This window comes from Paenibacillus sp. EB106-06-01-XG199 (assembly GCF_058791575.1).
Window position 1 is genome coordinate 90,455 of record NZ_JBYTDQ010000009.1, and the last position, 12,272, is coordinate 102,726.

Annotated in this window: 12 protein-coding genes; all 12 read left to right on the forward strand. The window is 49.4% G+C overall.

What is annotated here, in order from left to right:
- The first annotated feature begins 7 nt into the window (after positions 1-7).
- The 12 genes from spoIIQ to AC3WT9_RS27325 all read left to right on the forward strand — a co-directional run bounded on the left by spoIIQ (position 8) and on the right by AC3WT9_RS27325 (position 12,185).
- Positions 8-748: a stage II sporulation protein SpoIIQ gene (gene spoIIQ, locus AC3WT9_RS27270; protein WP_038597399.1), complete on the forward strand. Its 741-nt coding sequence runs from the start codon at positions 8-10 to the stop codon at positions 746-748.
- A 225-nt stretch (positions 749-973) separates the two neighbouring features.
- Positions 974-1,261 carry a sporulation transcriptional regulator SpoIIID gene (gene spoIIID / locus AC3WT9_RS27275; RefSeq protein WP_038597396.1) on the forward strand — a complete coding sequence of 96 codons (288 nt, stop codon included), beginning with the start codon at positions 974-976 and terminating at the stop codon, positions 1,259-1,261.
- A 128-nt stretch (positions 1,262-1,389) separates the two neighbouring features.
- Positions 1,390-2,388, forward strand: a complete 999-nt coding sequence (locus AC3WT9_RS27280) for a rod shape-determining protein (protein ID WP_341096806.1) — start codon at positions 1,390-1,392, stop codon at positions 2,386-2,388.
- Positions 2,389-2,438: 50 nt separating this feature from the next.
- The gene (locus tag AC3WT9_RS27285; RefSeq protein ID WP_341096804.1) at positions 2,439-3,314 is read left to right on the forward strand and encodes a flagellar hook-basal body protein; all 876 of its coding nucleotides are present in this window, start codon (positions 2,439-2,441) and stop codon (positions 3,312-3,314) included.
- A gap of 14 nt (positions 3,315-3,328) precedes the next feature.
- Complete coding sequence (locus tag AC3WT9_RS27290) at positions 3,329-4,150, forward strand: flagellar hook-basal body protein (protein ID WP_341096803.1); 822 nt, start codon at positions 3,329-3,331, stop codon at positions 4,148-4,150.
- 8 nt (positions 4,151-4,158) lie between these two features.
- A complete protein-coding gene (locus AC3WT9_RS27295; protein ID WP_341096802.1) occupies positions 4,159-4,389 on the forward strand; it encodes a DNA-directed RNA polymerase subunit beta in 231 nt (76 codons plus the stop codon).
- 293 nt (positions 4,390-4,682) lie between these two features.
- The gene (fabZ, locus tag AC3WT9_RS27300; protein WP_341380011.1) at positions 4,683-5,105 is read left to right on the forward strand and encodes a 3-hydroxyacyl-ACP dehydratase FabZ; all 423 of its coding nucleotides are present in this window, start codon (positions 4,683-4,685) and stop codon (positions 5,103-5,105) included.
- Between the two features lie 48 nt (positions 5,106-5,153).
- Positions 5,154-6,872 (forward strand): phospho-sugar mutase, encoded by a 1,719-nt coding sequence (locus tag AC3WT9_RS27305; protein ID WP_341096800.1) that lies wholly within the window; start codon positions 5,154-5,156, stop codon positions 6,870-6,872.
- Positions 6,873-7,033: 161 nt separating this feature from the next.
- Positions 7,034-9,070, forward strand: a complete 2,037-nt coding sequence (locus AC3WT9_RS27310) for a DUF5693 family protein (protein WP_341096799.1) — start codon at positions 7,034-7,036, stop codon at positions 9,068-9,070.
- A complete protein-coding gene (csaB, locus tag AC3WT9_RS27315; RefSeq protein ID WP_492408272.1) occupies positions 9,046-10,179 on the forward strand; it encodes a polysaccharide pyruvyl transferase CsaB in 1,134 nt (377 codons plus the stop codon). Before AC3WT9_RS27310 ends, csaB begins: the two co-directional genes overlap by 25 nt.
- Positions 10,180-10,944: a WecB/TagA/CpsF family glycosyltransferase gene (locus AC3WT9_RS27320; RefSeq protein ID WP_445935366.1), complete on the forward strand. Its 765-nt coding sequence runs from the start codon at positions 10,180-10,182 to the stop codon at positions 10,942-10,944.
- 113 nt (positions 10,945-11,057) lie between these two features.
- Entirely contained in the window at positions 11,058-12,185 is a 1,128-nt protein-coding gene (locus AC3WT9_RS27325; RefSeq protein WP_341380008.1) for a glycosyltransferase family 4 protein, read from the forward strand.
- Positions 12,186-12,272: the final 87 nt, after the last annotated feature.

Here is a 12,272-nt window from a genome sequence, read left to right on the forward strand (position 1 = left end):
TAAACATATGAATGAACAAGAAAAAAACAAATCAACCCATGATGAATCTCTCAAAAACAAGCAGGGAGATTCAGGCGCTAAGCCTTCTTCATGGAACAGGCTGTTCTCCAAACGGTGGGTATTCCCGGCAGTCTACACGGCGGCAGCGGCTATTATACTAACCTTGGTGTGGGTCTATCAGGATGCCGGCCAGAAGCCGCTGAACTCCGACACCAACGCAGTCGTTTCACAGGATGCCGCTAAACCCAGCAAAGAAGCCGGTGCAGCAAACGACCCTGAGGCTCTGGAAGTTGTCGCTTCGGCAGAAACTCTGACCTGGCCTGTAGCCAGTCCCGGAGAAGTGGAAGTGGTAAAACCGTTCTATGACGAGAATGGGACAGAAGAGAACCATGTAGCGGCTATGGTGCAGTACAATGACACCTTCGTGCCGAATGTCGGAATCGACATCGCACGTGAGGACAACAAGACGTTTGATGTCAAGGCAGCGCTTAGCGGTGAAGTAACACGGGTTGAAGATGTTGCAGTGTTCGGCAAGGTTGTAGAGATTACCCATCCGAACAATCTGAAGACAGTATATCAGAGCCTCGGCGACACCAAAGTGAAGCAAGGCGATGAAGTGAAGCAAGGCGACACGCTGGCAACAGCCGGACGCAGTGAAATTGAGAAAAATCTTGGCAACCATGTGCACTTTGAAGTGTACGAGGATGGCAAGGTAGTCAATCCTTCGGATCTGCTGCCGCAGCGTTAAGCATAACTTTTAGACAGGAGGCGAATGCCTCCTGTTTTTTTGTTGCAACGTCCAGCGAAACTTAGCAGGACAGAAGTAAGCTGTTTTCCGCCGAAATAGGCCCTTCTTACGGTTGTCCAGGAAATAAAATGAGCCTTCCAGGGCTTGTCATCCCCTGAAAGCGCGAATATATAGGCCCGCCCCTCATATAATGTACCAAACTATCCACAGTTGGGAGGCGGGAGCGTGCACGATTACATCAAAGAACGTACGATCAAAATCGGACGCTGCATCGTGGAAACCAGGCATACAGTCCGGACCATTGCCAAGGAATTTGGCGTTTCAAAAAGCACGGTGCATAAAGACTTAACCGAGCGTTTGCCGGAGATCAACCCTGATTTGGCCGATCAGGTGAAGCACATTCTCGAATATCACAAATCAATCCGTCATTTGCGGGGGGGAGAAGCCACAAAAATTAAATATAAGAAAACGACCGGTAAAAAACGTGAGGTTGCCGTAGCCGCAAAGCCATGATATTTTCGGAATTTTAAGCAATAATTCGCTTTTACTACATTGTGTATATCCCCTAAAGTATGGTATTTTTAAATTTGGTACTCACTAATAAATCTCATTTAAAATAACACTTTGGGGGCTCTTTCATTATGCTTAGCAAGGATATCGGAATCGATCTCGGCACGGCCAATGTGCTCATTCATGTTAAAGGGAGGGGAGTCGTTCTAGATGAACCCTCCGTGGTCACACTTGAAAGTGATACGAAGAAAGTCCTTGCGGTAGGTGAACAGGCTCGTCGCATGGTAGGACGGACACCTGGCAACATTACAACCATTCGTCCCCTTAGGGACGGCGTTATTGCTGATTTTGCCGTTACAGAAATGATGTTGAAATATTTCATCGACCGCGTTGGCGGCCGTACTTGGTACGCTAAGCCCCGCATTTTGATCTGTGCCCCCACGAATATTACATCAGTTGAGCAGAAATCGATCCGTGAAGCGGCGGAACGCAGCGGGGCCAAGGATGTATATATGGAAGAAGAACCCAAGGCCGCGGCAATTGGAGCGGGTATGGATATTTATCAACCAAGCGGAAATATGGTCGTCGATATCGGCGGCGGAACGACGGATGTAGCTGTCCTGTCTATGGGCGACGTCGTGACCGCCTCCTCCATCAAAATCGCAGGGGACAAGTTCGACGATGCCATTTTAAAATATATCAAACAGAAATATAAACTGCTCATTGGTGAGCGCACGGCTGAGGATATTAAGGTCACCATCGGAACAGTCCGGCCAGGCGGGATGCAGGCCGAAATGGATATTCGCGGCCGGGATATGGTGAGCGGACTTCCACAAACACTGACCATTAACTCCGGTGAGGTTAAAGAAGCATTATGGGATCCGGTTTCCTCTATTGTCGCTGCGGCAAAATCAGTGCTCGAGCGTACACCGCCGGAGCTGTCGGCCGATATTATTGACCGTGGGGTTGTACTGACCGGCGGCGGCGCACTGCTTAACGGGCTGGACGAGCTGCTCTCGGAGCAGCTGCATGTTCCTGTCTGGATTGCGGAAGATCCGATGCACTGTGTGGTCAAGGGAACGGGGATTATGCTGGATCATTTAGACAAGGTTGTTAAGAAAAAGTTCTAAGCTGCCGATAATAAAGGGTAATAGCAGATTCAGGAAGGGGAATTGCCCTCATGATTAGAGGATTATATACGGCCGCTGCCGGGATGGTCACGCAGCAGCGCAGACATGATACGGCGGTACAAAACATTGCCAATTTGAATACAACGGGGTACAAGCAGGTCGATAGTGTCAGCCATGCCTTTCCTGATGTATTGATTTCAGCCATGAGTGGTGGCACCACGAAGCCGGTAGGCCGCCTCAACACAGGGGTTTTTGCAGAACAATCTGTTTCCCAATATTTGCAGGGCGATCTGATTGAAAGCGGAAAGTCGATTGACTTTGCCTTGTCTACTGACTTACAGGTCACGGACCCTGCTACCGGAGACAACATAGCTTTTGACGGGTCGGGCAAATATGTAACTCCTGAAGGCGAGGTTATCTACCGGCCGCAGGCATTTTTCACTGTTCAAGATAACGAAGGCAATAATTTATATACACGTAACGGAAGCTTCAGCGTTAGCGCGACCGGACAGGTGCTCAGCGCCGGAGGTTTTAATGTTCTAGATGCTAACGGCAACCCGCTGGTCTTGACAGGCCCGCAGGATAATCTTAAAGTGGACGGGCAGGGCAATCTGATCAATACGGCTACAGGGCTTCCTTCCGGAACCAAAATTGGTGTAAGTGTAATCACGAGACCGCAGGAACTAGTGCGCGACGGTAACGGTGTCTTCCATGCGGATGATATTGAGGCTGCGGAAATCCGCTATGCTAACGCAGGAGATAACCTGCAGGTGCGCCAGAGATATTTGGAGAATTCCAATGTGGACCCTACCCAGGTAACGGTTGATATGAATGCTGCATACCGGGCGTATGAGGCGAACCAGAAAGTCATTCAATTCTACGACACCAGTCTGCAGAAGACCGTCAATGAAGTCGGTAGAGTATAGAGGGGGATTAATCCATGAACAATTCGTCAATCAGCGCTTCTGTCTCGATGTCCAGCCTTCAGCAGCGTCTGGATATTATCGCGGATAACTTTGCTAATATGAGTACCAATGGCTATAAGAGCAAAGAAGGTTCGTTTGAGGACGTTCTGACCCGTGTTCAGCAGCAGTCCAAAGACTACGATCAGCCCGGCCGCAGCATGCCGCTTGGCTTCAATATCGGCTTTGGGGTCCGTGTGCCTGAGGTTAAGACCAACTGGGAAGAGGGTCCGCTTCAAGAAACTGGGAATCCGACGGATCTGGCGCTGCAAGGTAACGGGTTATTTGGGGTTCAGGTGAATGGAGCTACCGCTTATACACGTCAAGGGGATTTTCATTTTACACCGGATGCCTCCAACCCTGATAATATGATGTTGGTAGATAATACAGGCAATCCTGTATTGAATACTGATGGCAACCCTTTAACAGTACCTGCGAATGTAAGTGCCGCTATTGATGAGCGCGGCCGGGTGCTCACGAAGACCAGCGAGAATGCGCCGGCCCGGGTAGCGGGTACAATCATGATTGTAGAGCCGCTAAGCAAGAGTGCGATGCAGGCAGTCGACGGAAATTTTTACGTGCTTGCTGACGGAGTCACAGCGCAGCAGGCCTTTCTCCAAAGAGCACCGGGTGAAGCCTCGGCAGTAGGAGTGCGTTCCGGATATCTGGAACAGTCCAACGTTGACCTCAGCAAGGAAATAACGGAAATGATGCAGATTCAGCGCACCTATCAGCTTGTCTCACGGGCACTTTCCTCCAGTGACCAAATGCTTGGCCTGGCTAATTCTATGCGCGGGTAGGTGAAGGAATGAGTCGTCAGGACAATAAGAAACCGGAAGAAGAACAACGGCAGCCGGTGAAGAAGCGGGGAGTATCCACATGGGCCATTATCCAGTGGATTATGATTCCCTTGCTGCTTGTAGCTGCACTTGCGAGTGGTCTTGTGGTCGGTTACGTCGTTCTAGGCAAAAAGGAATTCAGTGATGTGCTTCTGTGGAGTACCTGGAAGCATGTATATGATTTGGTGTTCGCACCTTAAATATGAGGTATTTTAAAGCTCCCTGGTTGTCTAAGGGAGTTTTCTTTTTTATACTGGAAAATGTATAATGATTGGGGACCAAGGAACGCCAAAAAGGGCCCTCTCCGCCATGCTGCCGCGTGCGGTGGAGAAAGCCCCTTATCTTAACCTCCACTGCTGCAGGTGGTGAAGGATAATTATAGTTTTTACCGAAGCCGCCAATATTTATGCAGACTTTGTAAAATAATAAAACCAAAGTACTGTTCAGCGGATGGTTTAAACACGCGGTTACATCCGAAAGGAGCTTTGCGACAATGCTGGATATCAATCAAATTCAAGAAATAATACCCCACCGGCCTCCATTTCTGCTGGTGGACAAAATTACAGAAATAGAAATGGGCAAACGGGCTGTCGGCATCAAAAATGTGACGGTAAATGAACCGTTCTTCACCGGTCACTTTCCGGGTTATCCGGTAATGCCCGGCGTTCTGATTACGGAAGCTCTGGCACAGGTAGGCGCCGTAGCTATTCTGGGACTTGAAACCAACCGGGGCAAGATCGGTTTTCTGGCCGGACTGGACGGTTTCCGTTTCCGTGGCCAGGTAGTACCGGGAGATACGCTAACGCTTGAGGTGGAGATTACCCGGCTTAAAGGCAGCATCGGAAAAGGCCAAGCCACCGCGAAGGTGGAGGGGAAGATTGTCGCCTCTGGCGAAATTATGTTCGCGCTCAGCTAGCACCTGTTATACAATCATATATCATAATATGGATAAGGAGAGATTCATATGACTGAATTAAGCCCGAAAGCGCTAGAAACATTGACACGTTGGCTGCAGGACCCATCTGTGGATGAGAATACGAAGGCAGAACTGAACCTTCTTGCGAATGAAAAACAGGAACTGGAAGAACGCTTTTATAGAGATTTGGAGTTTGGTACAGGCGGATTGCGCGGGGTTATCGGCGCAGGCAGCAACCGGATCAACCGATATACAGTAGGCCGGGCGACTCAAGGGTTCGCTAATTATATATTGGAGCAGCATACTGGAGAAGGCAGACCTTCTGTAGTGATCGCGCATGACTCCCGCCGCTTCTCACCCGAATTTACGCTGGAGGCGGCACTTGTGCTGGCTGGCAACGGTATTGAGGCGCATCTGTTTCCATCCCTGCGTTCGACGCCGCAGCTTTCCTTTACTGTCCGTCATTTGAAGGCGTCAGGTGGCGTTGTTATCACAGCAAGCCATAACCCGCCGGAATACAACGGCTATAAAGTTTATAATGCTGAAGGTGGACAGCTGGTACCGGACGAGGCGGAGAAGGTCATTTCCTACATATTGGAGGTTGATTCCTTCAATGGCGTAAAGCGGATTTCCCGTGAAGATGCAGAAAGTCAAGGCTTGCTGCATTGGCTGGGAGAGAAAGAAGACGAAGCTTTTACAGATACAGTAGCTGCTGTGAGTGTTGCCCGTGAAGAGATCGCTTCTACTCTTGGCAAAGATTTCAAGATTGTGTACACTCCGCTGCATGGAACGGGCAATTTGCCGGTCCGCAGTGTACTGAAGAAGATCGGCTTTACGCAGGTCCATGTGGTGCCGGAGCAGGAGCAGCCGGATTCTGAGTTCTCGACGGTGAAATCACCGAACCCCGAGGAGCGGGAAGCCTTTACCCTGGCTATAAAACTTGGCGAAGAATTAAACGCCGACCTGCTGATCGGTACCGACCCTGATGCAGACCGGATGGGGGCCGTCGTACGGGACAATGAAGGGAACTTCGTTGTTTTATCTGGTAACCAGTCCGGGGCTCTGATGATCCATTACTACCTGAGCCGTTTGCAGGAACAAGGAAAGCTGCCGAAGAACGGTGCTGTTGTCAAGACCATCGTGACGAGTGAAATGGGCGCAGCGGTTGCCGAGCATTATGGTGCTACTGTATTCAATACGCTGACTGGCTTCAAATATATCGGGGAGAAAATGACCCAGTTCGAACAGTCCGGGGAATATACGTACCTCTTCGGTTACGAAGAGAGCTATGGTTACCTTGCCGGCAATTATGCCCGGGACAAGGATGCCGTTCTGGCTTCCATGCTGATTGCAGAAGCTGGGGCGTATTACAAAGCACAAGGCAAGACGCTTTATGATGTGCTTCAGGAGCTGTACAGCAAGTTTGGCTTCTTCCTGGAAAGCCTGGAATCACGCACGCTGAAGGGTAAAGACGGTGTGGCCCAGATTCAGGCAATTATGAATGACTGGCGCAGCAATCCCCCGCAGGAAATCGCAGGTGCTTCTGTAAGCGAGGTTCTGGATTACTCTCTGGGGCTGAATGGCCTGCCTAAGGAAAATGTGCTGAAGTATCTGTTATCCGACGGTTCATGGTTCTGCCTGCGGCCCTCCGGTACAGAGCCGAAGATCAAGGTGTACTTTGCGGTTCGCGGTGAATCGCTCCAGAATGCCAAGGATAAGGTTGCTGCACTTACGCAGCAGGTTATGGCCCGCGTTGACGGGAAATAATACGAGATAGCTAATTTCCCGCAGAAACGGATACTGCTCCTAACCGGATGCACATCCGTTTCTGCTTGAGTTTAGAGCGATTTTAATTAATATGCAGCTTGGCAGTGAAGACTGTTTTATAAACGGTACTAGGCTTCAAAGTGAAAGAGGAGGTACTTTTGGTGCAGCAGAAATGGCAACGATGGAATATAGCTTCGCGAAAGTGGTTGTGGATTATCGTAATAATTGGTGTCTTGGCTGCGCTACCGGTTGTTTATGACCGGCTGCAGACGGAGAAATCATCCAAAACGGTTGAATTTGTATTTGATTACCGCGATCTGGTTGAAGTGGCCAGCTACCGCTCTAATCCAAAGGATTATATTTCCGACCAGCTTGACCGTTTAAAGGATGCCGGCGTTCAGAGCATGGCAATTTATGAAAGCACGCTTGAGGATTACCGTAAGGCCCGCCGTTTGATGTTATGGGGAGCGGCTGATATCGCTAATCTTACCGACACTGTGATTCCGGAGAATGAGAACTATACATATGTCCTCTTTACGAGCGCAGATAATAGTGATGCACTCTCGTCGATGATACGTGAAGCGTTCAGCAGTCTTGACATTGGAACGGAGGACTGGAGTTTCCGCGGACAGCAGGGGCTGATCATCAAGACTCCTATTGAAGATGCTACAATGAAACCTCTACAGCCGGATCCGATGACGCTGGACATGCTGCATGGCAAAGGGTTCAACATTGTCCCCCGTCTAGTGGACTCCTTAAAGTATAACCAGGAGGCAGTACAGAAACTGCTGGACCGCTATGAGGAACTCGGGGTCAAGCGGATTCTTTTCGAAGGCGAGTCGGTCAAGGGATATAATGATGACGCTGACTTAAAGAGTTTAGACGCCTTTGGAAAACTTATGAAGGAACGCGGAATGGGGATTGCTGCAATTGAGAATATTAAGGCCCAGCAAAAAGGTTTTAATAAACTCGCCTATGAGCTCGACTATAACGTCGCACGGTTGTATTCTCTCAGTGAAAGAGATTCCAGCTTGGCACCGGAAGTCATTGCTGACCGTTTCGCGCTTGCAACCAAAGACCGTAATATCCGGATGATCTATCTCAACACGATTCCGTCAAGAAACACTGCTAAAGCTCAGGTGACCGACACGCTCGATAACCTCATAACGAGTCTAAGCGATCCCGGGGGTGCTGTAGATAAAATTGAGGATAACGGTTTTACCCTGGGACAAGCCACGGCGTTTGAAGTCGTTGACTCCTCCTATCAGCGTTATTTCAAGCTTGGGGCTGTGATTGGTGCGGTATCCATGGTAGCTTTGCTTGTCTCATTTTTCATTCCATGGCTCACACTTCCTGCCTGGGTACTGGGATTGCTGGGAAGTGCCGGATTACTTGTAATAAAGCCTCAGCTTTTTGAACAGGCATTGGCACTTGCGGTAGCTATCAGCGCCCCGACTGTGGCGACAGTAATGGCGATCCGCAAGATTAATGAACAGGGTCCGCCGCTTCGAATCAATAAACTAACCTATACGGTCATGAGTCCCAAGCGGCGTTTGGCGCACAGTCTTGTACTTTATGTGAAGACAGCACTGATCTCGCTTAGTGCCGTACCGTTTGTAATTGCACTTCTGAACAACATTACGTACAGCCTTGTGCTCAATCAGTTCCGCGGTGTCAGCCTGCTGCATTTGGCGCCGATTGCCTTGACTGCGCTGTATGTACTTCTATACCGTGGTGAATTCACCTTTAACAAGACAGGCAAGCTGCTGCGTACTCCCATTACACTCATAATGGTTATTGCTGCCGGTGTTCTGTTGATCATTGGCTGGTATTACTTAAAACGGACTGGAAACAGCGGTAGTGTAAGTCCATTGGAGATGACTTTCCGTACCTTCCTGGAGAATACAGTTCAAGTCCGGCCGCGCAATAAAGAATTCCTGCTGGCTCATCCGCTGTTCATTCTGGGTGCTTTCATGGCCTATAAATACCGGAATGCCGCGTTTATTATGATTATTGCGGTCATCGGCCAGCTTTCGATGGTGGATACCTTCGCCCATATCCATTCTCCTATGCTGATTTCACTTGTTCGCGGATTGCTTGGACTGGGGCTTGGTCTGATTATTGGACTCATCGCTGTTGGCGTATGGCAGATTGCAGAAGGGTGTTGGAAACGATGGTCGCCGCTGCTCAAAAAATAATTCTCTCCGGCTATTATGGTTTCCGCAACAGCGGGGATGAGGCAGTGCTGCAGTCCATTCTAGATGCGCTGCAGAAGCATTCACAAGCTGCCGGCATACCGGTTGAACCTGTTGTGTTATCCATTGATCCGGAGTGGACAACGGCTACTTATGGTGTAAAAGCTGTTCACCGGATGAAGCTGGGTGAGGTACGCCAGGCCATTTACGAGAGTGCAGGTCTCATCAGCGGCGGCGGAAGCCTGCTGCAGGACGTGACGGGCAGCAAGAGTATTCCCTACTACCTGGGGATTATAAAGCTGGCTCAATGGATGAGAAAGCCGACATTTATTTATGCCCAGGGCATCGGTCCGGTAAACCGGAAGCTGTTCCATCCGCTGATCAAATCCGTTTTACGCAAATGCAGCTATGTGTCTGTGCGGGATGAGCAATCTCGCCAGCTGCTGCAGACTATGGGGCTTGACCGGGAACTAGTTGTGGTTGTTCCTGATCCTGTGATGGGACTCTCTCTTCCAGAGGCTTCCCAACCCTTTGAGGAGATTACCCGCGACACTGCATTGAAGACCGTCGGGATATCGGTGCGTTACTGGGAGCAGTCCCGTAAGGAATTGGATGCCATTGCGCAAGGCCTGCTAATTGCCTGTGGGCAAGTTCCGCTGCATCTGCGCTTCCTGCCTTTCCATCATTCCTCAGATAATGAGGCTTCGCGTTATGTGATGCAGAAACTGGAGGAGGGTATTGCGCGCCAGGGCGGCAGGATCAGCATTTGTGAAGATGCGCTCCATCCCCGGCAGATGTTGCGCGAGGTAGGAGAATGCGATATGCTGATCGGGATGCGGCTGCACAGTCTCATCTATGCTGCCGGAAGGCGTGTGCCGCTGATGGGGATCTCCTATGATCCTAAGATCGATCACTTTCTTGAGCGGATCGACTGTCGGCCCGTCGGTTCTACGACTTCGCTTGACGGCGGAGAAGTTGCCGCTGAAGTCCTTCATCTTCTGGAAGCAGGAGACGATTGGAAACTTAAGCGTGAGCCGCTAATTGCTGCCTTAGTTGAAGAAGCCGAGGCTCCTGCCCGGCAAATTGTTGAATATTTCCACCGCAAAGGATGATTGATAGTGAAAGCAGAAAGTCCGGTACCTACAGTTCCAATTTTTGGCATCAGGGTATCTAAAATCGATATGAAAGCCACAGTCGCTTATTTGACAGAAGCAGTCCGCAACCGTGAACCGCACCAGGTAATTACTGCTAATCCGATCATGGTTATGACCGCGCTGGAGAATCCAGCATACATGGAAATCATGAAATCGGCGGAGCTGGTGGTGCCTGATGGGACAGGCGTCGTGTGGGCTGCGGAATATTGTCGTGAACCCGTGGCGGAGCGTGTGGCCGGATTTGATCTTTTACATGAATTGCTGCGTCAAGGCGAAAGATATACCTGGAAGGTCTATCTGCTGGGCTCTACCCCGGAAGTGATTCATGAGACGTCCTCCCGGTTACAAACTCAGTATCCCGGGATCGTAATCTCGGGATATCATGATGGTTATTTTGGACCCGACGACGACGAGAAGATTATTTCTGGAATTCTGGAGGCCCAGCCGGATCTGCTCTTTGTTGCCAGAGGCGCTGACAGCCAGGAGCCTTGGATCGCCAAGTACAAATCCAGACTGAATATTCCGGTGATGATGGGGGTCGGAGGGAGTTTTGATGTGATCTCGGGCAAGACCAAACGCGCTCCCATAGCCTTCCAGAAACTTAGAGCGGAATGGTTATATCGTCTTCTTAAAGAACCAACACGCTATAAAAGAATGCTTGCGCTGCCGAAATTCGCAGTAAAAGTGATGCGTGAGAAAGATAAAGTGACAAAAGCTCAGTAAAATGCGGATATTCACCGTGAAAATAAGAATAGCAGCCCAAAAACGGAATTGGAATTTGTATTTAGTTCAGCGTATAATTCAATGCGGTAGAGAAATGGGGGTCGACTGATCAAATGTTAATCATATACATCGCCGGATTTGTTGTGTGCATGGGACTCGCCTTACTCTTGACGCCGCTGGTGAAGAAATTCGCTATTAAGATTGGCGCTACAGATGTGCCGAATGCCCGTAAAGTGCATACGAAGATTATGCCCCGCCTTGGCGGACTTGGTATTTTTCTGGCGTTTGTGTTGGGCCTGCTTGCCGTATTGCCAATTATTCCTTATGACTTCACTCCGCGGGAGGTAAGCTTCATCAAAGCGCTGCTGTGTGGCGGCGGAATGATTGTTCTGATCGGCGGTTTGGATGACCGGTTCGAACTTTCGGCAAAGGTGAAGCTGCTGGGCCAGATTGCGGCTGCCTGCATAGTAGTCTTCGGTTTTGGTATTACTGTTGATTTCGTAAATATTCCTTTTCATAATACGTATTCTTCGCTGGAAAGCTGGATTGCTATTCCACTGACTATTTTCTGGATTGTGGGGGTCACGAATGCCGTTAACTTGATTGACGGGTTGGACGGGCTTGCTGCCGGGGTATCCGGTATAGCTATTGCCACCATTGCAGTGATGGCCTTCTTGATGGGAAATACCATGGTTGCACTTCTGTGCCTGCTGCTGCTGGGCAGCATCATAGGATTTCTGTTCTTTAATTTTCACCCCGCCAAAATTTTTATGGGTGATACAGGTTCACTATTCTTAGGTTTTTGCTTGGCTCTGCTTGCACTTCTTGGGTTTAAGCAAATTGCCGTCGTTTCTTTTATTACACCGCTCCTCATTATCGGGGTGCCTTTGTCTGATACCTTTTTTGCCATCGTACGCCGCAAGCTGCAGAAGAAACCGATATTTGCACCGGATAAAGGCCACCTGCATCATTGCCTGCGCGAACTGGGGTTCAGCCACCGTCAAACGGTACTGATCATTTATGGAATTGCAACATTTTTCGGTGTATTGGCTGTTATCCAGACCTCTGCCTCACTTTACGAAGCAAACTGGGTTACTTTTGTAGTCATTTGTGTAATGCTGTTCTTCCTGCAAATTGGCGCGGAGATTACCGGTGTTATTAGTAAGACTAAACGGCCTGTAATTGACTTCTTCCTGAGAATGCGAATGAAAGTTAGTCAGGAACGAGGCTCGAAGCTGTAGGGTTTGTTTATAGATTTGTATTGCTATTATATATTTTTTTTGAAAAGCTCATCCTGATGAAGGGTGGGCTTTTTGCATTTTAGAGGG